At 74.4% G+C, this 24,448-nt stretch carries 25 protein-coding genes and 3 tRNA genes; 11 read left to right on the top strand and 17 right to left on the bottom strand.

Annotated elements, in window-relative coordinates:
- Nucleotides 1-22 precede the first annotated feature (22 nt).
- From AC24HA_RS05985 to AC24HA_RS05950, 8 genes are all read right to left on the bottom strand, one after another.
- Nucleotides 23-1,156, bottom strand: a complete 1,134-nt coding sequence (locus AC24HA_RS05985) for a hypothetical protein (RefSeq protein ID WP_425708359.1) — start codon at nt 1,154-1,156, stop codon at nt 23-25.
- A gap of 65 nt (nt 1,157-1,221) precedes the next feature.
- Nucleotides 1,222-2,418, bottom strand: coding sequence for a UDP-N-acetylmuramate dehydrogenase (locus AC24HA_RS05980; RefSeq protein ID WP_425708360.1), 1,197 nt, complete (start codon nt 2,416-2,418; stop codon nt 1,222-1,224).
- On the bottom strand, nt 2,415-2,843 hold the full coding sequence (locus tag AC24HA_RS05975; RefSeq protein WP_425708361.1) for a MaoC/PaaZ C-terminal domain-containing protein: 429 nt from the start codon (nt 2,841-2,843) through the stop codon (nt 2,415-2,417). The genes AC24HA_RS05980 and AC24HA_RS05975 overlap by 4 nt, the downstream gene beginning before the upstream one ends.
- Entirely contained in the window at nt 2,840-3,313 is a 474-nt protein-coding gene (locus AC24HA_RS05970) for an FAS1-like dehydratase domain-containing protein (protein ID WP_425708362.1), read from the bottom strand. Before AC24HA_RS05970 ends, AC24HA_RS05975 begins: the two co-directional genes overlap by 4 nt.
- 43 nt (nt 3,314-3,356) lie before the next feature.
- On the bottom strand, nt 3,357-3,527 hold the full coding sequence (gene rpmG, locus AC24HA_RS05965; protein ID WP_425708363.1) for a 50S ribosomal protein L33: 171 nt from the start codon (nt 3,525-3,527) through the stop codon (nt 3,357-3,359).
- A 56-nt stretch (nt 3,528-3,583) separates the two neighbouring features.
- Nucleotides 3,584-3,657: transfer RNA gene (locus tag AC24HA_RS05960), tRNA-Met, on the bottom strand.
- Between the two features lie 53 nt (nt 3,658-3,710).
- A tRNA-Thr gene (locus tag AC24HA_RS05955) sits at nt 3,711-3,783 on the bottom strand.
- Between the two features lie 174 nt (nt 3,784-3,957).
- Nucleotides 3,958-4,038, bottom strand: a tRNA-Tyr gene (locus AC24HA_RS05950).
- Between the two features lie 126 nt (nt 4,039-4,164).
- Here AC24HA_RS05950 and AC24HA_RS05945 point away from each other — a divergent pair.
- Complete coding sequence (locus AC24HA_RS05945) at nt 4,165-4,662, top strand: YajQ family cyclic di-GMP-binding protein (RefSeq protein ID WP_425708364.1); 498 nt, start codon at nt 4,165-4,167, stop codon at nt 4,660-4,662.
- A 30-nt stretch (nt 4,663-4,692) separates the two neighbouring features.
- Here AC24HA_RS05945 and AC24HA_RS05940 read toward each other — a convergent pair whose 3' ends face one another.
- The 3 genes from AC24HA_RS05940 to AC24HA_RS05930 all read right to left on the bottom strand — a co-directional run bounded on the left by AC24HA_RS05940 (nt 4,693) and on the right by AC24HA_RS05930 (nt 8,058).
- The gene (locus tag AC24HA_RS05940) at nt 4,693-5,412 is read right to left on the bottom strand and encodes an SDR family NAD(P)-dependent oxidoreductase (RefSeq protein ID WP_425708365.1); all 720 of its coding nucleotides are present in this window, start codon (nt 5,410-5,412) and stop codon (nt 4,693-4,695) included.
- 136 nt (nt 5,413-5,548) lie between these two features.
- Nucleotides 5,549-6,619: a CNNM domain-containing protein gene (locus AC24HA_RS05935; protein WP_425708366.1), complete on the bottom strand. Its 1,071-nt coding sequence runs from the start codon at nt 6,617-6,619 to the stop codon at nt 5,549-5,551.
- Nucleotides 6,616-8,058 carry a hemolysin family protein gene (locus tag AC24HA_RS05930; protein ID WP_425708367.1) on the bottom strand — a complete coding sequence of 481 codons (1,443 nt, stop codon included), beginning with the start codon at nt 8,056-8,058 and terminating at the stop codon, nt 6,616-6,618. Before AC24HA_RS05930 ends, AC24HA_RS05935 begins: the two co-directional genes overlap by 4 nt.
- Nucleotides 8,059-8,248: 190 nt before the next feature.
- Between AC24HA_RS05930 and AC24HA_RS05925 the strand changes: the two genes are divergently transcribed.
- A complete protein-coding gene (locus AC24HA_RS05925; RefSeq protein WP_425708368.1) occupies nt 8,249-9,007 on the top strand; it encodes a hypothetical protein in 759 nt (252 codons plus the stop codon).
- Between the two features lie 54 nt (nt 9,008-9,061).
- Here the strand turns inward: AC24HA_RS05925 and AC24HA_RS05920 are convergent, their stop codons facing one another.
- The 4 genes from AC24HA_RS05920 to eccD all read right to left on the bottom strand — a co-directional run bounded on the left by AC24HA_RS05920 (nt 9,062) and on the right by eccD (nt 14,718).
- Nucleotides 9,062-10,462 (bottom strand): FAD-dependent oxidoreductase, encoded by a 1,401-nt coding sequence (locus AC24HA_RS05920; protein WP_425708369.1) that lies wholly within the window; start codon nt 10,460-10,462, stop codon nt 9,062-9,064.
- 81 nt (nt 10,463-10,543) lie between these two features.
- The gene (locus tag AC24HA_RS05915; protein ID WP_425708370.1) at nt 10,544-11,932 is read right to left on the bottom strand and encodes a S8 family serine peptidase; all 1,389 of its coding nucleotides are present in this window, start codon (nt 11,930-11,932) and stop codon (nt 10,544-10,546) included.
- Entirely contained in the window at nt 11,929-13,377 is a 1,449-nt protein-coding gene (gene eccB, locus AC24HA_RS05910) for a type VII secretion protein EccB (RefSeq protein ID WP_425708371.1), read from the bottom strand. Before eccB ends, AC24HA_RS05915 begins: the two co-directional genes overlap by 4 nt.
- Complete coding sequence (gene eccD, locus AC24HA_RS05905; RefSeq protein WP_425708372.1) at nt 13,378-14,718, bottom strand: type VII secretion integral membrane protein EccD; 1,341 nt, start codon at nt 14,716-14,718, stop codon at nt 13,378-13,380.
- A 382-nt stretch (nt 14,719-15,100) separates the two neighbouring features.
- Here eccD and AC24HA_RS05900 point away from each other — a divergent pair, with 382 nt between their 5' ends.
- From AC24HA_RS05900 to AC24HA_RS05875, 6 genes are all read left to right on the top strand, one after another.
- Complete coding sequence (locus AC24HA_RS05900) at nt 15,101-15,400, top strand: WXG100 family type VII secretion target (RefSeq protein WP_425708373.1); 300 nt, start codon at nt 15,101-15,103, stop codon at nt 15,398-15,400.
- Between the two features lie 35 nt (nt 15,401-15,435).
- Nucleotides 15,436-15,732 carry a WXG100 family type VII secretion target gene (locus AC24HA_RS05895; protein WP_425708374.1) on the top strand — a complete coding sequence of 99 codons (297 nt, stop codon included), beginning with the start codon at nt 15,436-15,438 and terminating at the stop codon, nt 15,730-15,732.
- A gap of 136 nt (nt 15,733-15,868) precedes the next feature.
- Nucleotides 15,869-16,246: a hypothetical protein gene (locus AC24HA_RS05890; protein ID WP_425708375.1), complete on the top strand. Its 378-nt coding sequence runs from the start codon at nt 15,869-15,871 to the stop codon at nt 16,244-16,246.
- Nucleotides 16,247-16,276: 30 nt separating this feature from the next.
- Complete coding sequence (locus tag AC24HA_RS05885) at nt 16,277-18,157, top strand: hypothetical protein (RefSeq protein ID WP_425708376.1); 1,881 nt, start codon at nt 16,277-16,279, stop codon at nt 18,155-18,157.
- A gap of 76 nt (nt 18,158-18,233) precedes the next feature.
- Nucleotides 18,234-18,590, top strand: a complete 357-nt coding sequence (locus AC24HA_RS05880; RefSeq protein WP_425708377.1) for a hypothetical protein — start codon at nt 18,234-18,236, stop codon at nt 18,588-18,590.
- A 36-nt stretch (nt 18,591-18,626) separates the two neighbouring features.
- The gene (locus AC24HA_RS05875; RefSeq protein WP_425708378.1) at nt 18,627-19,487 is read left to right on the top strand and encodes a hypothetical protein; all 861 of its coding nucleotides are present in this window, start codon (nt 18,627-18,629) and stop codon (nt 19,485-19,487) included.
- Here the strand turns inward: AC24HA_RS05875 and AC24HA_RS05870 are convergent.
- Nucleotides 19,432-20,618 (bottom strand): IS3 family transposase gene (locus tag AC24HA_RS05870; RefSeq protein WP_425708379.1). Its coding sequence is split into 2 segments (ribosomal slippage): nt 19,432-20,339 and nt 20,339-20,618, totalling 1,188 coding nucleotides; the frame shifts between segments, so codons are not numbered across the junction. The two genes, AC24HA_RS05875 and AC24HA_RS05870, sit on opposite strands and share 56 nt — an antisense overlap.
- A gap of 1,189 nt (nt 20,619-21,807) precedes the next feature.
- Here AC24HA_RS05870 and AC24HA_RS05865 point away from each other — a divergent pair.
- The 3 genes from AC24HA_RS05865 (at nt 21,808) to AC24HA_RS05855 (ending at nt 23,690) form a co-directional block, all read left to right on the top strand.
- On the top strand, nt 21,808-22,038 hold the full coding sequence (locus AC24HA_RS05865; RefSeq protein WP_425709126.1) for a hypothetical protein: 231 nt from the start codon (nt 21,808-21,810) through the stop codon (nt 22,036-22,038).
- 140 nt (nt 22,039-22,178) lie between these two features.
- Nucleotides 22,179-22,487, top strand: coding sequence for a hypothetical protein (locus AC24HA_RS05860; RefSeq protein WP_425709127.1), 309 nt, complete (start codon nt 22,179-22,181; stop codon nt 22,485-22,487).
- A 63-nt stretch (nt 22,488-22,550) separates the two neighbouring features.
- The gene (locus AC24HA_RS05855) at nt 22,551-23,690 is read left to right on the top strand and encodes a hypothetical protein (protein WP_425709128.1); all 1,140 of its coding nucleotides are present in this window, start codon (nt 22,551-22,553) and stop codon (nt 23,688-23,690) included.
- 129 nt (nt 23,691-23,819) lie between these two features.
- Here AC24HA_RS05855 and AC24HA_RS05850 read toward each other — a convergent pair whose 3' ends face one another.
- Nucleotides 23,820-24,308: an RDD family protein gene (locus tag AC24HA_RS05850; protein WP_487563589.1), complete on the bottom strand. Its 489-nt coding sequence runs from the start codon at nt 24,306-24,308 to the stop codon at nt 23,820-23,822.
- Between the last annotated feature and the right edge of the window lie 140 nt (nt 24,309-24,448).

Raw genomic sequence — 24,448 nt, 5'->3', positions numbered from 1 at the left:
CGGACGAGCGTAGGCCGGGCCGTCAGGCCGCTCGCCGCAGCTTCCCGCCGCGCCGCTCGCACCGGTCCCGCAGCTGATCGAGGTCGACGCCCGGGTCCAGCTCGCGGGCGTTGAGGACCACGTCGAGCGGGCCCGCCGAGGCTCCCGCGTACTCGGTGAGCGCCCAGTCGATCGCCCCGAGGATCGTGGAGTGGGGATTCCCGAACACGCCCCCGCCGATGAGCGTGAGCACCACGCGACGCCGCCCGGTGGCGGCCGCCGCGAGCAGCGTCCCCAGGTAGGCGGCACGCAGCAGCGTCCGGGCGACGTCGAGCAGCGCACCGGTCGGCGGACGGCCGTCGCCGTAGAGGCCGGAGGCGAGCGTGGAGGTGCACACCTGCGCGATGCGCGTCCCTGGGGGCACCGACCCACGCCAGCTCGCGCCGAGAGCCACCTCGACGTCGTCGTGCACGCCGACCCGGATGTCCTCACGGCGCTCCGCGAGCGCACGGACCACGGCGTCGACGTCGGCCAGGTCACCTGGCCGCAGGTATCCGCCGACGGCGCGACCGATGCGCGCGGGCAGCGCGTCGGCGAGAAGCTCGACCTGACGGTCGTCCGTCTGAACGAAGGTGCCGCCGGCGCCGTCCGGGGCGGCGTGGTGCCGCAGGAGGGCACCGGGGAAGGCCCCGATCGCGGCGCGGGGGCCCTGCGTGGGGTCGGAGAGGTACTCGGGGACCGGGACGAGCCTCGGTGACGGGGCCTCGAGGCAGTTGAGCTGGGAGGCGACCTGGAACAGCGTGTCCCGCGCGGCGAACGCCTGCAACGCACCGATGTCCGTGAGCGGGTGGGCGCCGACGAGCACCGAGAGGGTCGCTCCGGCCGGAGCGTCCCCCGGATCGTCCGTCGGTGCCGCGGCGGCGGCAGCGCGCAGCTCGGCGAGGGTCGGCGTGGTGAACCGGCCGGCCCGCCAGGTGCGGGGCCCGACGACGAGGTCGTACCCGCCGTCGGGTGTCCGCCGCAGCGAGGCGCTGCCGTCTCGCAACGCACGGTCGGCCCGGCCGACCACATCGGCGTCGCCCCGACCGAGCGTGGCGGCCACGGCTGTGCCAGCGGCTTCGATCTCCGCCCGTGTGCCGCGCAGGAGGGTGTCAAGGAGGTCGGGGACGGCGGTCACGGGTGCCTCCGGGGCAGACGTTCGGGCGGGAAGGGGGCCAGTGGTGGGCTCGGGCGCGGAGCAGGTCAGAGCTCGACGCCGAGGAGCACCGGTTCGGGGACGAGCTCGACCCCGTAGGCCGCCCGCACGCCGTCGCGGACCTCGCGGGCGAGCGCGACGACGTCGGACGCCCGCGCGCCGCCCCGGTTGGTCAGGGCGAGCGCGTGCCGGCTGGAGATCGCCGCCGGTCCGGGCATGCCGTGCCCCTTGTGGAACCCGGCATGGTCGATGAGCCAGGCGGCCGAGGTCTTCACCCACGTCGCGCCCGACCCGTCCGGCGCGGGCGCGTCGAACCGCGGCGCGGCCTGCGGCAGCTCCGCGGCCCGGTCGGGCGGCAGGATCGGGTTGGTGAAGAAGGACCCGGCGGACCAGGTGTCGTGGTCATCGGCCTCCAGCACCATGCCCTTGCCGCGGCGCAGCTCGAGCACGGCGGCACGGACGTCGGTCGAGGGGGCACGCTGCCCGATCTCGACGCCGAGCGTGCGGGCGAGCTCGGCGTACCGCACGGGCGCGGACATCACGCTCGCCGGGGTCTGGAAGGAGACCGACAGGACGACCCAGCGACCGGTCGGGCCCCAGGTGCGGCCTCCCCCGGCGCCGGTGTCGGTGAGGGAACGCTTGAGGACCGAGGTGCGGTAGCCCAGGCCGAGGTCCATGAGGGCGAGCGTGCGCGGCCGCCCCGCGAGGCGGTCCCACGCCCGCACGTGCGAGAGCACGCCCGCGACCTCCTGCCCGTAGGCGCCCACGTTCTGCACGGGGGTCGCCCCGGTGGAGCCGGGGATCCCGGACAGGGCCTCGAGGCCCGAGGCACCGTCGGCCACCGCGCGGGCCACGACGTCGTCCCACACGGCGCCGGCCGGCGCCGTGAACTGCCCGCCGCCGCACCCCTGGACGCTGTCCACGTCGAGCTCACGGCGCGTGTCGCGCACGACGATCCCGTCGAACCCGGCGTCGCCGACGAGCAGGTTGGAGCCGCCGCCCAGCACGAGCAGCGGTGTCCCGTCCGCGTCGGCCGCCCGCACCGCGTCGACGATCTCGGCCTCGGACCCGGCGTCGACGAGCGTCCCGATCGGGCCGCCGACCCGCAGGGTGGTCGCCTCGGCGAACGTGGTCGGCGCGATCGCGTCGGCCCCCGGCGTGGGGCCGGGGGGTGTCGCCGTGGCCGGCGGCGTCGTCGTGCCCGCGGCCGTCGGGCCGGCGCCGCGCCCGCGAACCTCGCTCACACGGACCTCGCGAGGTCGACGAGCACGCGGGCGCGCGTGAGGACGGCGACCCCCTCGTGGCGCACGTCGACGTCGACTCGCACCGTTGTGCCCTCGACCTGGCCGGCTACGCCCGTCACCTCGAGCTCTGTCCCGCCGCCCGCCGGGACCACGACGGGGCGGGCGAACCGCGTCTGGACGTCGAGGACGGCTCCCGGGCCGCCCGCCCAGGTCTCGACGAGCGCGGCGGCGATGCCGAGCGTGGCCATCCCGTGCGCGATGACGCCGGGCAGGTCGACGGACGCTGCCACGGCGTCGTCGTGGTGGATGGGGTTGAAGTCCCCCGACGCGCCGGCGTAGCGGACCAGGGTGGTGCGGGTGACCGGCACGGTCTCCCGCAGGACCTCCTCGCCGACCTCGGGCACGGGGCGGGGCGCGGCGCTCATGCGTCGCCCCGCACGGCGAGGGTGGACGTGACGGTGGCGACGGGGGCCTCGGTGCCCGCCTCGGCGATCTCGGCCCGGGTCGTCACGAGCGTGAGGGCCCCGCGGGCGAGGATCCGTTCGACGAGGACGCTGGTCCGCAGCCGGTCCCCCGCGACGATCGGCCGGTGGTGGGTGATCCGCTCGTCGGCGTGGACCACGCGGGAGAAGTCGATGCCCGACTCCGGGGACGCGACGTAGGACTGCTCGGCGCGCTGCGCGAGCACGACCGCGAAGGTCGGCGGTGCCACGACGCCCGCGTAGCCGGCGGCGCGGGCCGCCTCGTCATCGGTGTGCAGCGGGTGCGTCGCACCGGTCGCCTCGGCCATCTCGACGATCTTCGCCTCGGACACGACGTAGGTCTCGGTCGGGGCATAGGTGCGCCCCGCGAGCGTCGGGTCGACGCCGGCGGGGCGCGGTGGGGTCTCGGTCATCCATCCAGGTTAGCCGCGGGCGGTGACGTCGTCCCCCCAGGGATCAGCGGGTCTCGCGGTGACCGGTCTTCGTGTTGCAGCGCGGGCAGAACTTCTGCAGCTCGAGGCGGTCCGGGGTGTTCCGCTTGTTCTTCTTGGTGATGTAGTTCCGGCCCTTGCAGTTCTCGCAGGCCAGGGTGATCTTGGGGCGGATGTCCGCCGACTTGGTGGCCATGATGTCCTCGTTCCTGTCGCTGAGCCCACCACCGCCGATGTGCGGTGCGGGCGCGGTAGCGGGAGGGGGGCTCGAACCCCCGACCTCACGATTATGAGTCGTGCGCTCTGACCAGCTGAGCTACCCCGCCACGCGGCCACGAACGGCGTCCACGCGCGGGCGCAGGCTGTATCCGTGAACCAGAGCCCCGAAAGGGAATCGAACCCTTGACCTTCTCCTTACCATGGAGACGCTCTGCCGACTGAGCTATCGGGGCGTGCCCGACGACAAGCTCATCGAGGCAGCGCGGACGAGCCTACAACGCGGCGACGGCGCCGGGCCAACCACGAGGGCCCGGGCACGCGGTGAGTGTGCTCACAGGCCCCGCTCACCGGCGTCGCCGCGCCGCACGACGACGAAGGCCGGACCCGCATGCGGGTCCGGCCGGTCGTGGCGAGTGCAGGATTCGAACCTGCGAAGCTTGCGCGGCTGATTTACAGTCAGCTCCCTTTGGCCGCTCGGGCAACTCGCCGGGCATCCCTCAACGGGTGCGGATGGCACGATATCAACATCCGGGCGCAGGTCCGTAGCCACCTGGGCGAGTCCTGCGTCACCCACCGCCCCGCCAGCGGGGCCCGTCTACCAGCCGGAGGCTCACATGGCCGACTCCTCGTTCGACATCGTGTCCAAGGTCGACCGCCAGGAGGTCGACAACGCGGTCAACCAGGCACGCAAGGAGATCGGCCAGCGCTACGACTTCCGCGGCGTCGGCGCCGACGTCACGCTCAAGGGCGATGTCGTGTCGATGGCCGCCAACACGGCCGAGCGCGTGCTCGCGGTCCTCGACGTGCTCGAGACCAAGCTCGTGCGCCGCGGCGTCTCGCTCAAGGCCCTCGACCTCGGCGAGAAGGAGCCCGTGCAGTCCGGCAAGGAGTTCCGCCTCGCCGGCCCGCTGAAGGAGGGGCTGGACCAGGACGTCGCGAAGAAGATCACCAGGCTGATCCGCGACGAGGGGCCCAAGGGCGTGAAGGCCAACATCACCGGTGACGAGATCCGCGTGAGCAGCAAGTCGCGCGACGACCTCCAGTCCGTCATCGCCCTGCTCAAGCGCGCCGACGACATCGACGCCGCGCTCCAGTACGTCAACTACCGCTGACCCGGGCAGAACCCCGCCGAGCAGCCCCGGTCAGGCCGGGTCGCCGAGCAGCCTCTCCAGCGCGTCGACCGTCTCGACCTCGACGACGGTGTCGCCGACAGCGGGGGTGGCGATGACGTGGGCGACCGCACGGCCCGCCTGGTCGGCGGTCAGCCACTCCTTCTTCCCCTTCGTGCGGGAGCGCGTGACGACCGGCCCCAGCAGGAGGGACGACGCACGTGGCGACCCGCCCGCCTCGGCGCTGACCACCTGCCGGAGCATGAGCTGGGCGGCACCCGCCATGCTCACCGGCCCGGCGGTCGCCGCCGCCTCTCGCGCGGCGGTGCCGGTGATGAACGTGTAGGTACCGTCGGCGGGCAGGGCGCGCACGAGTGCCCGGGCGAGCGCGACGTGCGTGGTGACCGTGCTGACGAAGTCCCGCCGCCAGGTCTCCTCGGTCAGCTCCCAGACATGCTCACCCTGGTGCCAGCCGCCGATCGCGGCGACGACGTCGGTGACGCCGCGATCGGCGACCCGTGCGGCGAGCGCCTCCGCGTCCTCGAACGACTCGTACGGGTGGTCGACGAGCAGGAGCCGCGTCGCCAGGTCGGCACCGATCAGGTCACGGAGCTCGGCGAGCCGCCCCGGACGGGCACTCGGCACGACGACGCGCGCGCCGGCCGTGAGCAGGGCCCGGACGATCCCCTCTCCGACGTTGCCGGTGCCCCCGGCGACGAGGACGACGCGTGCGGACAGGTCGTGGGCAGTCATGGCAGCCTCCCAGGTGCGCCGGGACGGCGGCGCAGACCAGACGATACGCCGACGCCGCACGGCGTCCGCCGCCGGCCGGTACCCGCCGCACGGGCCGGCCCACCCGGCCGGCCCACCCGGCGGGCGCACCCGCCACTCAGGGTCGGTCGCCGATCGACCCCGCGCCCGTGTCCGGGCGCGCCCCCGAGGACTCCGCCGAACGCGGTTCCCCGGACAGCGCGAGCAGCCGCGGCAGCAGGTCGGCGAGCGTGACGACGCCGACCCGCCCGTCCTCGCCGGTGACGAGCGCGATGTGGTGCCGGCCGACGCGCATGAGGTGCGTGGCCTCGGTCAGCGGTGTGTCCGCGGCGATTCCGAGGAGCGGCCGCACGTACGGCGCGACGGGCGCGTCCGGGCCGGGCGCGAGCAGGGTGTCGCGCACGTGCAGCACCCCCGTGTACCGGCCGGCGGTGCCGATGATGAGCCGCAGGTGTCCCGAGCTGCGGGCGAGGTCGCGTGCCTGCCCGGCCGTCGCGTCGGGCGCGAGCGCGGTGACCTCTCCGCCGTCGAGAAGGTCCGCCATCGTCGCGGCCCTCAGGTCGAGCACCCGGGAGAGCGACGCGTAGGAGAGCGGGTCGAGCGCCCCGACCTCGGCCGAGTGCTCGACGAGGTGACGCAGCGCGTCGGGGTCCTGCCCGGTGTTGACCTCGTCCACGGGCTCCACGCCGAGGCGCCGCACGATCCCGTTGGCCTGGCCGTTGAGCATGCGCAGCAACGGGCGGGTGACCCAGAGAAATCCGCGCATGGGGATCGCGAGCAGCATCGCCGACCGCTCCGGGTGGGCGATCGCCCAGGACTTCGGCGCCATCTCACCGACCACGAGGTGGATGAACGTGACGACGACGAGGGCAGCGACGAACGCGGCGATGTCGGCGGCCACGTACGGCATGCCCGTGACCTCCAGCAGCGGCGTCAGCGCGTGGTGGACGGCCGGCTTCGTGATCGCACCGAGCGCGAGGGTGCAGACCGTGATGCCGAGCTGCGAGCCCGCGAGGAGCAGCGTGAGCTCCGCGCCGCTGCGCAGGGCCGCCCGCGCGGACCTCGAGGTGGGCGCGAGCTCCTCGATGCGATGCCGCTTGGCGGAGACGAGGGCGAACTCGGTCGCCACGAAGAACGCGCTGGCGGCGACGAGCGCGACCGTCACCGCGACCACGACGAGCGGGCTCATGACTGCTCCTCGCCGTCGTCGGTCCGGTGGGTCCCACGGGGCGCGTCGCGCCCGGTACGTCCCTCGCCGAGGAGCGCCTCGTCATCCGGGGTCGGCAGGCTGAGCGTGAGTCGCAGCCGGCTCGGGACCCACTGGTCCACCTCGAGGACCTCCGCGTGGAGCACGCCCGGCCGCGGGTCGTCGGTGCGCGCGAACTCGCCGGGGTCGATGGGCAGCTCCACGTCGAACGCGTCGCCGACCTCGGGCAGGCCGTCCGCCAGGTCGATGGCCAGCCCGGCGATCGTCTCGTAGTCCCCCTCGGGGATCGTCACCCCCAGCGCGCGGCCGACCTCGTCGAGATGGACGGCGCCAGGGGCCTCCCACTCCCCCTCGTGCCGGCCGGCGGCGACCTCCTGCGGGGCGGGGTCGTGCTCGTCGGCGATCTCGCCGACAACCTCCTCGGCGAGGTCCTCGAGCGTGAGCACGCCGGTGAAGCCGCCGTACTCGTCGACCACGCAGGCGATCCGCCCGCCGTGCCCGAGGTCCTCCATCGCCGAGGTGAGCGAGGCCAGGTGGGACACGACGAGCGGCTCGCGCATGATCGCGGTGATCGGCGCATCGTCCGGCAGGTCCGTGCCGAGCAGGTCGTTGAGGTCGACCACGCCGAGGACCTGCTCTGAGTCCTCGGCGAGCACGGGATAGCGCGTGTGCCCGCCCGCCATCACCTCGCGCAGCTCCCCGACGCTGAGGGAGTCACGGACGACGTCGACCTGCGCGCGCGGGATCATCGCGTGCTCGACGTCGCGCTCGGGAAAGTCCAGCACGCGGTCCAGCAGCGTCGACATCGCGGGCGAGAGCGTGGCCGCCTCCCGGGACTCGGCGACGATGCTGCGCAGGTCCCGGGCGGTCGCCGAGTGCTCGACGTCGTGCACCGGCTCGATCCTCAGCAGCCGCAGCAGCAGGTTGGAGGCCTGGTCGAAGATCGTGATGAGCCACCCGAGCAGGCGCAGGTACCAGGTGGTCGACAGCGCGAGCCGCTCGGCCACCGGTCCCGGCGCGGCGATCGCCAGGTTCTTCGGCACGAGCTCGCCGAAGAGCATCTGGACGAACGTGGACACCACGAGCGCGACGCCGGTGCCGAGCGCGAGCGCGAGCGCCATCTGCAGACCGGCCGAACCGAGCAGGTCGCCGACCGCCTGCCCGACCAGCGGTTCGGCGACGTACCCGACGAGCAGCCCGGTCACGGTGATGCCGAGCTGGGCGCCGGAGAGCATGAACGAGGTGCGCCGGGTGATCTGGAGGGTGCGCCGTGCCGCCGCGTCACCGGCCTCGGCCCGTGCGGCGAGAGCCGACCGGTCGACGGTGATGTAGGCGAACTCCTGGGCCACGAAGTACGCCGTGGCGGCGGTGATGACGACGATGACGACCAGTCCGACGCCGATCGAGACCACCGGGTTCACTCCGCTCCCCCCGGGCGCAGGCGGGCAGGGGGCGCGGGGCTGGTACTTCGGCCGGGCATCGGTGTCCTCGGGTCGGGGCGGAGCGGGTGGGAGGCAGGCTACTAGGACGAGCACCCCTCGTCGCACGCCCGGTGCACGGAGCCCCTCCCGACGCGCGTCGGGCACGGCGGCGCCGACCTACTCTGGGTGCGTGCCCCACGATCCCTCGAGCTACGGCGCCGCTCCCCGCCCCGGCCGCCGGTCGACGGACCCCTACTCGAGCGACCTGGAGTCGATGCGCACGGCCGCCGACCACTCCCCCTGGGCCCCGGTCGCCACCGCCGCCGACCACGCGCACCCTCGCGCGGCCCCCGGGGTGGGGCGTCACGCTCCCGCGACGTCGTGGACCTCGCTCCGGCCGAAGGTCGGTGCCACGCTGCACGGTCTCGTGCGGATCGGACGCTGGCTCATGGTGCCCCTGATCGTGATGTTCGTCGTCGGCGTCGTCCTGCACTCGCGGATGAGCGACGGAGCGACGGACGTGCCGCTGGACGGGACACCGGTGACGATCGAGGTCGAGCGCGGCTCCGACGTCTGGCTGTGGGCACCCGAGCAGGCCCCGGCCGTGAGCTGTGCCGGCACGGACTCCGCGGGGCTCGGCCTCGACCCGCGCTGGCTCCTGCGACAGCTGACGAACGACGACCACGTGTCGACCCACGTCATGCCCAGCGGGTCGACCGGCACGTTCGAGATCGTGTGCGAGCCCGCCGAGGAGACCACCCAGGCCGCACCGCAGGCGACGGAGCACGCCCGCGTGGCACCGGCGCCGTCCCCCCGTGCCCTCGCCGCCTTCTACCTGCTCGCGCGCGCGAGCACCCTGGGGACCGTCGTCGTCGCCGCCGCTACCGCCGTCCTGTGGATCGTCTGGGGGATCCTGCGCGCGGCCCGCGTCCTGCCCCGGCTGCGCTGACTCCGGGTACCTGACGACGCCGGCCCGGGCCGGACCGGCTCAGCCCGGACCGGCTCAGACCAGCGGGCCGACGTCGTCGTGCCCGCGGGCGATCTTGGTCATCGCCTCGCGGGCGACCACCTTGACGCGCTCGCGCACGTGGGCGTCGGTCTCGCCGAGGCGCCGCTCGAAGGCGTCCAGCGTCTCCCAGCCGACCCAGTCGGTCCAGGGCACGCCCGCGGCGTCGAGCTCGGCGGTCAGGCCCTCGCGGCCCGCGCGCTCCGGGCCGGCGCCGACGACCCCGGCCCGGGCGTCCTCCACCACGTGGCCGATCGTCTGCTGCGCGTCGGACTTGGTCGAGCCGATGAGGCCGACGGGTCCGCGCTTGATCCAGCCCGTGACGTAGACCCCCTGGACGGTCTCGCCGTCCTCGCCCAGCACGCGGCCCTCGACGTTGGGGATGATCCCGCCGCGCACGTCGAACGGGAGGCCGTCGATCGGGGCCGAGTAGTAGCCGACCGCGCGGTAGACGGCCTGCACGGGCGTCTCGACGAGCCGGCCGGTCCCGCGGACCGAGCCGTCACCGGTGAGCTCGGTGCGCTCGGTGCGCAGGGCGGTGACCCCGTCCTCGGGCGAGCCGAGGACGGCCGCCGGGGAGTGGAACAGGTGCAGGTGGATGCGGCGCGAGGCGGTGAGCGTCGAGGGGTCGCGCATCGCGAGGTCCATCAGCGTGTTGACGACCTGCTTGGTCTGGTTCGAGGAGCGGATCGCCTCCTCCGAGCCCTCGTCGAAGTGGAAGTCCTCCTCGTCGACGAGCAGGTCGACGTCGGGCACCTTGGCGAGCTCGCGCAGCTCGAGCGGCGTGAACTTCACCTGGGCGGGCCCGCGGCGGCCGAACAGGTGGACGTCCGTGACGGGCGATGCCTCCAGGCCGGCGACGACGTTGGCCGGCACCTCGGTGCTCATCAGGTCCTTCGGGTGCTTGGCCAGGATCCGTGCGACGTCGAGCGCGACGTTGCCGACCCCGAGGACGGCGATCTCGCGCGCCTGGAGCGGCCACGTGCGCGGCACGTCCGGGTGGCCGTCGTACCAGGAGACGAAGTCTGCGGCGCCGTGGACCCCGGGCAGGTCGACGCCCGGGATGTCGAGCGGGACGTCGGCGTCGGCGCCGGTGGAGACGATGACGATGTCGTAGAGCTCGCGCAGCCGCTCCAGGCTCACGTCGCGGCCCACGGCCACGTTGCCCAGGAGGCGCACGTCGCCGCGCGAGAGTACCTTCTCCAGGGCCCGGATGATGGCCTTGATGCGAGGGTGGTCGGGCGCGACGCCGTATCGCACGAGCCCGAAGGGGGCCGGGAGCCGTTCGATGAGGTCGATGCGGACGTCCAGCCCCGAGGCGGAGAGGATGTCGGCGGCGTAGGTGCCGGCGGGTCCGGCCCCGACCAGGGCCACGTGCAGGGGGCGTGCGGCGGTCACTGCGTCCTCTCGGCGGGCGGGATAGGTCCGCGGGCCAGTCTACGGCGGCGGCGCCCGCGGCGAACGGCGGTCCGCGTGAGGTCAGCCGCGCCGGCGGGGCGCCTTGGCGAGCAGACCGGCCCCGCCGACGACGACGAACGCCCCGAACACCCACCACGCCGCGGTGCCCCGGACGGCCTCGAGCGGGTCCTCGGGCCGCTCGGGCACCGCGACGAAGGTCGGTGCGTCGACCGACGGCGCCTCGTGGACCGGGCTCGGCGGCCCCGGGGCTGCGCCGTCGTCGACGAACGACAGCGCGTCGTAGGGCGCCACGCTGCCCCAGCCGAGGAGGTCGTCGCGCTCGCCGGGGACCGTGCGCACGGCGGTGACCATGAGCCGGTGGGCCCACTGCGCCGGCGTCTCGTCGGGGTACATCGAGGCGACCAGCGCGGCGGAGGCGGCGACGTACGCCGTCGCCCAGCTCGAGGCGGCCTCGCCGCCGCCACCGGTGTAGCACTCCTCGCCGGTGACGTACGCGTAGTAGGCGGGGTCGCCGGGCGCCGCGATCTCGACGTGCTCGCCGGGGATGGAGTCGTCGGTCGCCTCGCCCTCGATCGTGGTCGCCGTCACCGCCAGGGCGCCGGGGTAGGCGGCGGGGTAGCGCGGTCCCGGCGTGTCGTCGTCGGCGGTCCGCGCGTTCCCGGCGCTCGCCACGACGAGGGAGCCCGCCGCGCTCGCGTGCTCGACGGCCTCCCGGAGCTCGGGGACGTCTGTGGGGAGGGACATCGAGACCGAGATGATCTGCGCGCCCTGGTCGGCGGCCCAGCGGATGCCCTCGGCCATGCGCCCGACGTCCGTGCCGTAGCCGGCCTCGATGAGCTCGTCGTCCTCGGTGGTGACGTAGACGCGCACGGGCAGGATCTGGGCCTCGGGAGCCAGGCCGACCACGTGGGTGCCCTCGGGGTCGCGCGCGGCGATGAGGCTGGCCGCGGCGGTGCCGTGGAAGTGGAAGTCGGTCCGGCCGTCCGAGCTCGACAGGGGCGGGCCCTCGGTGACGGTCTCCGAGCCGGGCACGGTGCCCATGGAGTCCAGGCCCGGCAGCACGGCCTCGTCCGCCGGCAGATGCGGCTCGCTGGGCGCGACCCCGGAGTCGACGACGGCGACGGTCACGCCCTCGCCGCGGGACAGCTCCCACGCCTCCTCGACGCCGAGGGCCGGGAGCACCGGCGAGGGCTCGGTCGGTATCTCCTCGGGGGTGCAGGCGTCGGGCAGCTCGGCCCGCCAGACCGGTCCGATCCGGGCCCGGGACGGGTCGACCGTTGTCGCCTGCACCTGGCCGGCCCGGCCCGGCGACGCCTCGGCGGGCGCGCCCGGGGCGCCGGAGACCAGGAGCGGGGTGGCGAGCACGGCGGCGCCCGCCAGGACCGCCGCCAGCGCACCTCCGGGCCGATCGCCACGACGCCCCCGCCCGTGCGCGTGCCGACCGGTCACGAGCCGTCGCTCTCGGTCTCGCCGCCGGAGGGCGCCTCGGTCCCGGTGCCGGCCCCGCTCTCGGACTCGTCGCCGGGTCCGCCGAGCGCGGGCAGGTCCAGCGGCTGCAGCCCCGGTCCCTGCGGGAAGAGCCGCACCCACGGGCTCGGAACGGTCGTCCGGTCCTCCAGCTCGTAGCCGAGCATGCCGAGCGTCTCGCCGCGGGCCCCGAGCAGCGGGTAGGCCCGGCCGGTCTCGTCGATGAAGAAGTCGGCCGTGAGGAGGCCGCCGCCGCTGCCGGAGACGAGCGCGCCGGCGCCGCCCTCGACCGTGACGGTGTCGTCGGCGACCTCGGGGATGTCGTGGCCCGCGACGAGCGCGGAGGAGTCGGACTCGTCCATCGCTCCGGCGACGAGGCGGGCACAGGGGGTCGCACCGTCGGTCGCGGTCACGGCGCCCGCGATCTCGTCCGGCCAGTCGGCGGGGTCGGCGTCGTCACCGGAGGGCATCTGACCGAGGTCTCCGGCGCTGACCGCGATGGCCTCGCTCTCGAGGTGTTCGCCGTCGCCCAGCCGGTACATCTGGTAGCCGACGTCGCTCAGTGGGTGGAGCTCCCCCGACGCGCCAAGGATGTAGTACGAGACGTCGTCGCCCTCGCCCATGGAGACGGCCTGTCCGGCGGGGACGTCCTCCAGGCCCGGGAGGGGCTCCGGCATCGGCTCGCCCGCCCCGCTCGTGGCGAGCGGCTCCAGCGGGGCGCCGAGGGCGAAGAGCTCGAGCCAGGCGGCGGACGTCTCGGGGACCGGCGCCGCGTCGAGCCGGAGCGCGCGGACGATCTGCTGCTCGTGCTCGGCGTCGATCGCGTGCCGCGTGGCGCCGGAGACGAGCCACAGCGTGCCCTCGACGCGCACGACGATCGCCTGGTCCGGCGCGGGCTCGGCGGAGACCTGGGTGCCGTCCGTGTCGATCGTGGGGCGACCCAGCGCGGTCCACGACGCGCCCGAGGACGTGACGCACGAGAGCCACTCGTCGTTGACGAGGTCGCCCGGGTCCGGGAGCGAGTCCGGGGCGTCCGGGATGCCGACGGTCGGGCCGCGCGTGACGCCGGCGACCTCCTCCTGGGACAGCGTCTGGACCGTCATCTCGCCCGCACCGAGCACGAGACGTGCGGAGGCCGTGTTGAGCACCGGGTACATCACGCCCGAGGACGTGACGTAGCGGGAGCCGTCCTCCTCGACGACGACGAGCGAGCCGTCCTCCCACCCCTCCGGCTCCCCCGGGGCGAGCCACCGCGAGACGAAACCGCCCGCGAGGATGATCCCGACGAGCACCAGGCCCCCGACGACGCCGCGCCACGGCTTGCCGGGCTCGAGCTCGCGGCCGTCGGGCGCCCCCGAGACGAAGGAGGTGACGAGGCGCTGCCGGTTGAACCGCTGCGCGTCGAGGATGTCCTTGTTGGAGGCCATCTACACCACGCCCGAGGCGAACGCGGCCAGCGGCAGGACGGCGAGCACGCAGATCACCTCGAGGGTGTCGCCCACGCGCTGCAGGCCGGGCCGCGGCCCGGGGCTGAGGACGGCCATGCCGACGATCCCCACCGTGAGCGCGGCGACGGCGATCGCGACCGCCAGCCACCAGGTCGGGTGGACGACGACGACGGCGAGACCCGCCACCGCGGCACCGACGACCCCCGTGGAGGTCATGACGACGACGTCGCGCCGCGCATAGATCTCGCGCACGCCGAGGACGAACGCCACGCACACGACGAGGACCAGCGCGGTGCCCCAGATCCCGGTCGCCACCGCATGGGGCGTGGCGAGCAGGATGGCCGCCGCCCCGGAGAGCCGCATCGCGAGGAGCAGCCGCGAGCCGCGCAGGAACTCCGAGCGGACGCGGGCGGCACGGATCTCCTGCCGTTCGGCGTCGAGCTCGGCCTGGTTGCGGGGCACGGTCACGCGGATGCCGGTCATCGACAGGGCGATCCAGGGTGCCGAGGACAGCACGATGCCGGACACGGCGACGATCCCGGCGGCCACCTGGCCGGTGCCCAGGTCGGTCACCAGCGGCAGCCCGCCGAGCGCGAGGAGCACCAGGCCGACGAGGATCGGGACCGCCGCGTACTCGCGCACCGACCCGAGGAACGGCAGGGCGAGCGCCCCGACGGCGAGGACGCCGAGCCCACCGAAGGCGAGCGGCTCGCCGACCATCGGTCCCACGCCGAGGGCGAGGCCGCTCGTCAGCGCGAGCACCGCCGTCGAGCCGAGCATCGTCATGCTGGCGGCGGTCCTGCGCAGGGCGGCCAGCACGCCGGTGACGCCCAGCGAGAGCGCAGCGGCGGCCCCCGCGACCACGGGAACCAGGAGGGAGGAGTCGTCGGCGGTGAGCAGCACGACGCTGCCGGTGACGACGAGGACGAGGGTCGCCACCAGCGTCATCCGTGCGGAGTCCGCCGGGGTCCATGCCCGGTGCTGGTCCTCCACGGCGTCGGAGACGGCCTCGACGAGATCGTCGTACACGCGGCCGGAGCTGCCGGCGTCGCGCGCGACGAGAGCGAGCAGGGCGCCGTCCTCGACGCCCTGGGCCGCGAGCGACTGGTCGGGCGCGAGCTCCGTGCCGTCCGTGCGGGTGAGGCGGTAGCCGGTCACGGCGGCGCGGACCTCGAGCATCCCCAGGCGGCGGGCCAGTCCCGGCACGATCTCGGCCACGGGGACGGAGCCCGGGAGCGCGAGGTCCGTGCGGTCGTCGCCCTCGACGAGAGTCACCCGGACCACGGTGCCGACGGCGCGGCGGCTGACTGCCTGGCTCACGCGGTGCCCTCCCTCGACGCGGTGTCGTCGCGCCCCGCCCCGGGAACGCCTGCACGAGGATATCCGCAGCCGGCCACAAGCACGGCCGCGCACCGCGGTCGTCGGTCACGCCCGGCACGGCCCACGTGACCGGACGGTGACGTCCGGGTGACCGTCCGGCAACGTCCCTGGCGGGTCGCCGAACACCGCACGAACACTGGTCCCCGACCAGGCTGTATGCGTGGGGAGGTCTCCCCGAGCGGGACCGTTCCCGGCCGAGCGCCGTGGCCGTAACGTGATGGTTGTCGTCGAGAGCGGGTCTCCCGGATCGGCGGACGTCAGGCCCCGCGGGGCACCGGGTCCACCAGCGGCCCGTCCACGAGAGATTCAGCAGGAGGACACCATGGGAGCAGTAGAGGCAGGCGAGGGCGCACTCGAGACGGCCGCGTCCCGCGTCGACGAGACGAAGACCGCCGTCGACGGCGAGTTCACCAGGCTCGGTTCGCAGATTCAGAGCATCGGCGCTCAGTGGACCGGTTCGGCGGCCACCGCGTTCCACCGGGCCATGCAGCGCTGGAACGAGGAGGCGCGGCACACCAACGAGGTGCTCACCACCCTCTCCGAGAACCTGCGCGGCACGCAGTCGTCGTTCACCGCCCAGGACGAAGAGGGCAGCGTCAACTTCGGCCAGCTGCTCGGCTGACCCGACCTACCACCTGAGAATTGGGAGTTATCCAGATGAACGACATCCGCGTCACCCACGCCGCCCTCGACACCGGGGCCGCCGACATCAGCTCGGCCGGCCAGCGCATCCGCCAGCACCTGGACGACCTGCACAGCGGCACCGCCGACCTGCGCGAGCGCTTCCACGGTGAGGCCCGCCAGGCCTGGGACACCGCCAAGCACCACTGGGACCAGAACATGGAGGACGTCGACTCCATCCTCATGCTCATCGAGTCCCTCGTCCTGCGCAGCCGCGGCAACTTCGCCGACGCCGACCGGATCGCTGCCAACAACTTCGGCGGCAACGTCTGACACACGCAAGCCTCGGTCGCACCGGGACCCCTCGGTCCCGGTGCCTCCGTGGCTCTCGTGCGTCGGCACCGCAGGTACCGAGCCACCGAGCGCCCAGCCCGGTGCGGCAGAGAGATGATCTGGAGGATCCCCCGAGATGAACATCGTGCTGGAGCCCGAGGTGCTCCGAGCTCGCGTCACCTACCTCGACACCGTCGTGACGCAGCTCGCCAAGATCAACGACGAGATGAACAGCGACGGGGTCGATCAGCGGAACATGTGGTCGGAGCTGGCCACGGTCAGCCGGATCGGCTCCCCGCTCGCGACGGCGACCTTCGCGCTCGCCCGCGGGATCAACGACCTGCTCCTCAGCACCGAGGACATCCGGCAGGCGCTCGTGCGCGCCGCCGAGAACCTGGAGGAGACCGACGACGGCCTCATGGCGGACCTGGAGGCCATCGGCGAGCAGATCGACGAGGCCGCCCCCCCGCCCCCGCCCGGACCGCACGGCGGCCCCTACCCGATTCCGGTCTGACCCGAGCCAGGACGATCGAGAGCTGACGAGATGAACTACCACAAGACCGAGCCGACGATGCTCACCGAGACGCTCGCCCGGATCGACGACCTCCAGAAGAGCGGGCTGCAGGGCATCGAGCGGAACTTCACCAGCTACGCGGACCGCCTCGACGACCTCGCCTACGAGATCCGCTCCCGACGTGCGGAGCTCGGTATCGAGGGCGAGGCCGGGGATGCCGCGGGGCAGGGGTTCGACGAGCTGGAGTCCTGGGCGCGCCACCGCGCGGCGGAGTCCGAGGAGATCGGCACCGCCCTGGCGGCGGCGCGGACTGCCGGGGACGAGGCACAGGGCACCTACACGACGGAGGCCAGCTCCTGGTCGAACAACTCCGAGCGTGACCGCTGGGACGAGATGGACGAGAACGAGCAGCGCGAGCTCATCCAGCGCTACGACCGTCCCGCCGGCGAGACGATCGAGTCGCTCGACTACCGCATCGAGGACGCCATCGACCTGATCCCGGAGATCACGCCGGCGACCGGGACGCCCTTCAAGGACCGCGGCTACTCGCCCGACCGCGGCGGCACCGACGTCAACCGCTCGGGCGCGCCGCTGCCCGGTGGCGGCGGCGGCAACGTGCCCGGACCGGGCGGCGGACCCGGCGGGCACCAGCCCCCGGGGAACTACCTGCCGCCCGGGGTCATCCGGCCGCCGAGCCCGGACCCACCTGTCATGCCGCCGCCGTACGACCCGTGGGAGCCGCCCATCATCGGCCCCGAGCCTCCGGTGCTGCCCGACCCTCCGGGTCCGCGCGTCCCCGAGGTCCCCACGCTTCCGGACCCGGACCCGCCGAACGTCGACGCGCCGATGCCGACGCCGGCGCCGCCCCTGCCGTCGCCCGGCCCGGCGCCGGTGCCGAACCCGGTGCTGCCCGGACCTGCTCCGGTGCCGCCGCCCGGTGGCGGCGGTATGCCGATCCCGCCGCCCATCACGCCCGGCATGCCCGGTCCAGGTGGCGGCGGGCGTGCCCCCGGCATTCCCGGCGGCACGCCCGGCAGGCCCCCGATCCACACCATCGGTGGCCCGGGCGCCGGTCGCCCCGGCGGTGGTGCCCGCCCGATCGGCACTGGCACCGGCGCGGGCGGCCGTGGCATGCCCGGACGTCCCGGGGCGGTGGCGGGCATGCCGCCCGCCGGTCGCGGTGGAGCGGTCGCCGGTCGAGGCGGTCCCGGGGGTGCGCGCGGCGGAGCCGCCGGGACCCCCGGCCGTGCCGGCATGGTCGGTGCGCCTCCCGGAGGAGGAGCGCGCGGCGCTGCTCGCCCGGGCGTGGCCGGAGCGCCTGCCCGCGGCGCAGGAGCGCCCGGACGCGCGGGAGCCGGGGCTGCCGGTCGCACAGGCGGAGCCGGCCGGCCGGGCACGGTCGGCGCAGCTGGTCACGCACCCGGTGCCGCCGGTCGTCCTGGCGCCGCAGGTGCTGCTGGCCGTCCCGGTGCGGCCGCAGGTGCCGCAGGTCGCGGCGCGGGTGCACCCGGTGCGCGAGGTGCCGGTCGTCCCGGCACCGTGGGCGCCACCGGACGCGGCGCAGCCACGGGCACATCGGCGCCCGGACGCGGCGCGGCGGCCGGTGCGGCGGCCCCCGGTCGGGGCGGAGCCCGCCCGGGTGCTCCGGCGGCCGGCCGTTCGGGCGCAGGCGCTGCCTCGCGCGGCGGTTCAGCAGGCGCGGCCCGTGGTCCGATGGGCGGGATGCTCGCCGGACGGCCGGGAGCCAAGGACAAGGAGCGCAAGGAGAACGAGGTCGAGCACATGGACCTCGTCGACCAGCTCGAGACCGAGTCGGCACCCGCGACGGCGGCCGGCGCAGGCAAGGGCACGCGCTCGGACGCCCGGTCCGCACCCACGCTCGGCGTCGAGACCGAGAACGACGACTGGTGACCCATCGGGTCGGCGCGCCTCACGGGGCGCGCCGACCCGGCACGACGACGTCGGCTGATCAGCGGGAGGGACGACGATGGCGATCGAGCTGCAGCCGGAGGTGCTCGCGGCGCGCGTCCGGCTGCTCTCGACCACCGTCGAGGAGGTCGAGGAGATCCGGTCCGAGGCCTGGAACGGGCGCTTCGACCACAAGTCGGGGTGGTCCGACCTCTCGACCATCAACCGGATCAGCGACCGGGTCTCGGAGCGGATGTACGACGTCGGGATGGGGATGACGCGGCTGCTCCAGGACCTCGAGGGTCTGGCTCGCGCGCTCGAGGACTCGGCGGCGCTGATCCATGGGGTCGACGAGGAGACCACCGACCTGCTGACGAAGACCCGCGAGCGGCTGAGCGACATGGAGCTCGGCAACTTCAACGACCAGGACGACTGACACGAGACCGCGCAGGGGAAGGACGGCAGGCGCACCATGACGGACGAACCGACCTCGCTGACCGAGACCCTGCGGAAGATCTCGCCGTTCCAGGCGCAGCCCATCAACAGCTACACGACGACGCTCACGGGGATCGCCGAGCGTCTGCGCGGTCTCGCCGACGACCTCGCCGCCGCGTCCGGCAACCTGGGCATCGAGGGGCAGGCCGGGGACGACGCGGTCCTCGCGTTCCAGCGGGTCCAGGGCTGGGCGGAGCATCGGGCCGGGGAGGTCGACGCGATCGCGGCGGCGGTGGACTACGCCCGCGAGGCCGGCGGCTCCACCCAGACCTACTACTTCGACCTCAACGAGAGCTACACCGCGGCGCACGAGGGCGGCAACTGGGACGACTCCCGGCGGCAGGAGTACAACACCGCCGCCGGTGAGGCCATCGAGTCGCTCGACTACCAGGTCGAGGACGCCATCGCCATGCTCCCGGACATCGCCGACGGCACCGGAGACGTGCCCGGCGGCAGCGGCACGGACGTGCCCGGGGGCGGCAGTGACCTTCCCGACGGCGGCACGGGAGGTGACGGCGGCACCGGTGGAAGCGGAGGAGGTGGCGGAGGCGGCGGATCGCCTCGGCTGCCCGATCCTCCTCGCCCGCCCGATCGGCCGGACGACCCGCCCTACCACCCTCCGTACCCGCCGGACCGGCCGGAGCCGCCGTACCCACCGGACCGGCCCGACCCGCCATACCCACCGGACCGGCCCGACCCGCCATACCCACCGGACCGGCCCGACCCGCCATACCCGCCGGACCGGCCCGACGGGTCTGCTGAAGGTTTCGTTGACTTCGGGGTTAGGCCGCCAGCGCGACGGCCTGGTGGTGGACGAGTTCGTATTCAACCGGAGTGAGCTTGCCGAGTCGACGTTGCCGTCGGCGACGGTGGTAGGTCCGTTCGATCCAGTGCACGATCGCGAGCCGGAGCTCGTCGCGGGTGGCCCATCGCTTCCGGTCGAGCACGTTGTTCTGCAGCGTGGCGAAGAAGCTTTCCATCGCCGCGTTGTCCCCGGCAGCCCCGACCCGGCCCATGGAACCGATGAGGCCGCGATGCTTGAGAGCGAGCTGAAATTTCCGGGAACGAAACTGCGAGCCTCTGTCACTGTGGACGATGCAGCCAGCCACCGCGGCCGCTCCCTGGCGGCGCGCGACCGCGTCTCGTACGGCTGCTACGGCCAGGTCGGATGTCATGCGGGCATCGAGGGCGTAGCCGACGATTCTCCCCGAGCAGGCGTCCTTGACGGCACAGAGGTAGACCTTGCCCTCACCGGTGCGATGCTCGGTGATATCGGTCAACCACTTCGCATTGACGCTCTCGGCGGTGAAGTCCCGCTCGAGCAGGTCATCGCATACCGGCGGGCCGGGCCTGCCGTAGCGCTTCTTCCGTCGCACTGTGGCAGAGAAGAGCCGCTGCTGGGAGCACAGCCGCCATACGCGCCGCTCCGAGACCACGTGACCGGCGGCCTGGAGCTCGTCGGCGATGAACCGGTGCCCGAACTCCGGATCGTCGGCGTGGATGTCGTAGGCCGCATTGAGCAGATACGCCTCGTCGACGTCCCGAGCACTGACAGGGTTCGCGCGCCACTGGTAGAACCCCTGCTTGGAGAAGCCGAGCACCCGGCAGGTCACCGCGACCGGGATTCCGGCAGCAGCAAGGTCAAGGACCAGCGGGTAGATCATTTTGGGCGCGACTGCCCAGGACCGAGATTGGCCCGCGAGAGATACGCGGTCGCCTTGCGCAGGACCTCGTTCTCCTGCTCCAGCTCCCGGATCCGTTTCAGCATCCGCGTCTGCTCACCACCGTCCCCGGCGCTCTGCCCGCGAGCTGGCTCGAAGCCGCGTTCTCGCAGGCGAGACTCGTTGACCCAGGCCTGCAGCGCCGACTTCGACATCCCGAGGTCGTGACAGACCTGCTTCTGAGTCATTCCCTGATCCAGCAGCTCCAACGCGCTGGCCTTGAGCTCTTCTGAGTAGATCTTCGGCACGAGGACCATCCTCTCCGCTCCGCAGAGCAGTCAGGAAGTCAACCGAACCCTCAGCAGACCCGACCCGCCATACCGACCGGACCGGCCCGACCCGCCGTACCCGCCAGACCGGCCGTACCCACCGGACCGGCCCGACCCGCGGGACCCGCCGTCGTTCTACCGGCCGCCGCTTCCCCCGATCCCCGACCCCGGCCCTCCGTCCGTCGACTCTCAGCTGCCCACGTTGCCGCCGCCGGGCGCGGGCCCGGGCGTCGGGGGTCCCGGCGCGCTGCCGGGCGCCCCCGGTGCCGGTCCCGGCGTCGGTGGTCCCGGCGCGCTACCCGGAGCCCCCGGCGCGGGTGGCTCGCCCGGCATGGTGGGTCCGATGATGGGTGGCGCCGGCATGGGCGGCGCTGCTGCACGTGGCGGCGGTCGCGCAGGAGCTGGACGCGCAGGCGCAGGCTCAGCCGGAGCCGCCGGTCGACCTGGCATGGTCGGTCCGATGATGGGCGGCGCCGGCGCGGCCGGGAGCCGTGGCGGCGGTCGCGCAGGAGCTGGACGCGCTGGCGTCGGCCGGGCCGGAGCCGGTGCCCGTCCGGGCATGGCCGGTCCGCTCGTCGGCGGGACGGGTGCCGCAGGCGGTCGCGGTTCAGCCGGCCGCGGGGCGGCCCGTCCAGGCGTCTCCGGACGCACCGGCGCCACACGCGCGGCGGCACCCGACTCCGGACGTCCAGGGGCCGCAGACCGAGCAGGGGCAGGAGGCGCAGGCCGCGCGGGTGCCGGCGCCGCCGGGCGCGCCGGTATGGCCGGCCCCCTCGTGGGCGGGGTCGGCGCAGCGGGCGCGGCAGGTCGCGGTGGCGCGGGCCGTGCCGCCTCCGCGGGTGCAGGACGAGGCGGACGCTCGGGGGGAGCAGTCCCCGGTGCGACGGCTGGCCGCGGCCGGGGCGATGGGCGACGCTCGGAGGGACGGACCGGCGAGGCCGATCACATGGACCTCGTCGACCAGCCGGGCACGGAGGCGACGCCCATGGGCGGCCCCGCCGGCCGAGGAGGCCGCCGGGGCGAGTCTCGACCGGCGCCCCGTCTGCGGACTCCCGACGAGTCCGACGAGTGGTGAGACGACGACACGAATGACGACCGACAACCGGGGCGCATCGCCGCCGTAGCCGGCCGGGCGCTCCACGGCCCGAGGGGGGACGAGATAAACCAGGTGGAGCTGGATCCGGACGTGCTCGAGGCGCGGGTACGTCTGCTCGCGACCACGGTCGACGACATCGCGGGGCTCAGGCAGCGCGTGAGCGACGAGATCAACCAGCAGGCCGCCAGCTGGGGCGAGCTCCCCGGCCCCACGCGCATGAGGTTCGCCGTGGTGCAGGAGCTCAACGACGTCTCCGGCAGCATGACGATCCTGCTGACACAGCTCGAGGAGCTCGCGCGGTAGCTGACCGAGTCCGCGTCGCGCATCCAGGACGTCGACGAGGAGGTCTCCACACTGCTCGCCTCGACCCGCTCCCAGCTCGAGGGGCTCGACCTGCCCCGTGTCTCCGCCGCCGTGCAGGCCTGACGAGGAAAGGACGCAGCATGCCGAACGACTACATGGCCCCCACGTTCCTCACCGAGAACATGCGGCGGATCGAGACCTTTCAGGAACCGGCCGTCCTCGGCCTCCCCGAGGGCCTGGACGGCATCGCCCAGGAGCTCGTCAGGGTGGCCGACGACCTGCGCGGCTCGCAGGGCGAGCTCGGCATCACCGGTGACGCCGGAGACTCCGCCGTCGAGGTGTTCTCCCGGGTGGAGCGCTGGGCCCGGCACCGCTCGGGGGAGGTCTGGGAGGTGAGCTCGGCGGTCGAGCACGCGCGCAGCGGCGCCGACACGGCGAGGAGGACGTAAGAGGACACGTACGCGCGATGGGAGCAGGACCGCGCGAGCGGCGACTACGACGAGTTCGACACCATGCGCTACGACTCTCACGCGAGCGGCGCGCTGTGGGATCTCGAGTACCGGGTGCGCGAGGCCACCGAGATGATGCCGGAGATCACCGCCGGCGGCGAGCCATGGCGTGAGGACGCGGGCGGCCAGGTCCGCGCTCGGACGGCGAACGGCCCGAACGTCATTCCGCCGCCACCACCGGAGGGCACGGCGATCGGCGTGCACACTCCGCCGCCCGAGGTGACCGGTGTTCCCCGATACAACTCCCTTCCGCCGGAGCCGGAGCAGCACAGGATCGTCACGAGCCCGCGCCGTCCGACGCCCGACACCAACACCCCCGACTGGTACGTGCGTCCCGCCCCGCGGTTCGGCGACACTTTTCCGCGGCCGGGAGGCCCCGGCTGGTGGGACGCACCGGACACGCAGATCCCGACGATGGACCTGCCGGGCGGCCCCGGCGGGACCCTCATAGGTGAGCCGTCCGTCGACGCCGCCCCGCCCGGAGGGACAGGCGGTCCCGGCGGACCCGGCACGGCGCCCGGCGGACCCGGCGGCCCCGTGAGCTCCGGACCCGTGGTCGGCGGTCCCGGCGGAGGGGGTGCGCCCGGTGCGGGCGGCGCGCCCGGCGCGGGCGCAGCATCGGGGACCGGCGGCATCCCGGGCGGCGCGGGCGCACCCGGTGGGGCCGGCGGCGTCGGTGGTGGCGCGGTGGCACCCGTCGGCGGTGTCGCCGGTGTGCCTGGCGGCGGCTCCGGCGGCGCGAGCGCGGCGGGGCACCCGGGCGGCGCGGTACGCCCGAGCCCCGGTCCCGGTCCCGCCGGCGCGGGCGGCGCTCCGTCCGGCGTCGTCGGCTCCGCTCCCGCCGGCGGTACGCCCACGTCCGGGAGCGGTGGGGCAGGCGCGGGCGCCGGTGGACGGCCGCCGATGATGGGCGGCATGCCCATGGGCGGGATGGTCGCCGGCGGTCGCAAGTCGGACCGACGCAGGAAGCGCACGGACGAGGAGGACCCGGCCGAGGAGCTCGCGCCGAGCCCGGAGCAGGAGCCCGCCGGGCCGACCGTGATCGCCCGGCCCGAGGGGGCCAAGGGCAGCGACCGCGCCGCCGCCCGACCCGCGCCGGACCAGCTCCGCAAGGGGGACGACCGGAGGACGGACGAGTGGTGACCGGACTCGTCTGACGTCCCCTGCTTCGGGCAGGAGGCGACGACGAGGCCCCGACGACCGCGCCGGTCGTCGGGGCCTCGTCACGTCCAACCTGAGGTCAGCCCCGCCGCCGGCGGGTCCGGCGCCGGGTCAGGCCCGGCGCGTGCCCGAGCCGTGGCGGGGGTCGTCACCGAGCCGGGTGACCTCACGCCCGAGGTCGATCCGGTCCGCGGGGAGCGGCGCCATCGTCGCCCGCACCCGTCGCGCGCCGTCCGGGTCCTTGGCGTCCTCCCGCGCGATCCGCCTGGTGGGCAGGATGCGGGAGCTCCCGACGCGGTCGTGCCAGGCGCGGCCGCGCTTCTGGGGATCGAACAGACCGGACAGCGCCAGCACGAGTCCGCCGACGACGGTGAGGTGCGCCCCGCCGAGGACACCGGAGCGCGCGGCCTCGCGGGCCAGGCCCGGGGCGAGGTGGTTCGTGCGTCGTGCGGCGCGCAGCCCGAGCACGAGCCCGCCGGGCGTGATCCCGGTGCGCGCACGGAGCAGGACGACCAGGGCCGCGAGCTCGACGACCGCGAGGACGGTGAGCACGATCGACGAGCTGAGGAACCAGACGCCGACGGCCGGACCGACGATCACGACCAGGGTGATCAGGTAGGACGCCAGCTGGAGGAGCGGACCGGTGGTGGGGCGCCCGTCGACGAACCGGCTCCGGTCCGCGCCGGACCCGCCGGTCAGGTGTCCGCTGCGGGACGAGGCCTCGTCGGGGGCACCCTCGG

It is taken from the genome of Georgenia sp. Z1491 (assembly GCF_057652395.1).
The sequence above is the reverse complement of the archived record's forward strand: the minus strand, read 5'-3'. Positions and strand labels throughout refer to the sequence as shown.

Coding starts and splice junctions, on each gene's coding strand:
- AC24HA_RS05935 (WP_425708366.1), bottom strand. CDS start 6,619: ATGAGCCCGCTCGTCGTGGTCGCGGTGACGGTCGCGCTCGTCGCCGCC.
- AC24HA_RS05970 (WP_425708362.1), bottom strand. CDS start 3,313: ATGACCGAGACCCCACCGCGCCCCGCCGGCGTCGACCCGACGCTCGCG.
- AC24HA_RS05895 (WP_425708374.1), top strand. CDS start 15,436: ATGAACGACATCCGCGTCACCCACGCCGCCCTCGACACCGGGGCCGCC.
- AC24HA_RS05945 (WP_425708364.1), top strand. CDS start 4,165: ATGGCCGACTCCTCGTTCGACATCGTGTCCAAGGTCGACCGCCAGGAG.
- rpmG (WP_425708363.1), bottom strand. CDS start 3,527: ATGGCCACCAAGTCGGCGGACATCCGCCCCAAGATCACCCTGGCCTGC.
- eccB (WP_425708371.1), bottom strand. CDS start 13,377: ATGGCCTCCAACAAGGACATCCTCGACGCGCAGCGGTTCAACCGGCAG.
- AC24HA_RS05900 (WP_425708373.1), top strand. CDS start 15,101: ATGGGAGCAGTAGAGGCAGGCGAGGGCGCACTCGAGACGGCCGCGTCC.
- AC24HA_RS05875 (WP_425708378.1), top strand. CDS start 18,627: ATGACGGACGAACCGACCTCGCTGACCGAGACCCTGCGGAAGATCTCG.
- AC24HA_RS05885 (WP_425708376.1), top strand. CDS start 16,277: ATGAACTACCACAAGACCGAGCCGACGATGCTCACCGAGACGCTCGCC.
- AC24HA_RS05975 (WP_425708361.1), bottom strand. CDS start 2,843: ATGAGCGCCGCGCCCCGCCCCGTGCCCGAGGTCGGCGAGGAGGTCCTG.
- AC24HA_RS05860 (WP_425709127.1), top strand. CDS start 22,179: ATGCCGAACGACTACATGGCCCCCACGTTCCTCACCGAGAACATGCGG.
- AC24HA_RS05890 (WP_425708375.1), top strand. CDS start 15,869: ATGAACATCGTGCTGGAGCCCGAGGTGCTCCGAGCTCGCGTCACCTAC.
- AC24HA_RS05855 (WP_425709128.1), top strand. CDS start 22,551: ATGCGCTACGACTCTCACGCGAGCGGCGCGCTGTGGGATCTCGAGTAC.
- AC24HA_RS05940 (WP_425708365.1), bottom strand. CDS start 5,412: ATGACTGCCCACGACCTGTCCGCACGCGTCGTCCTCGTCGCCGGGGGC.
- AC24HA_RS05880 (WP_425708377.1), top strand. CDS start 18,234: ATGGCGATCGAGCTGCAGCCGGAGGTGCTCGCGGCGCGCGTCCGGCTG.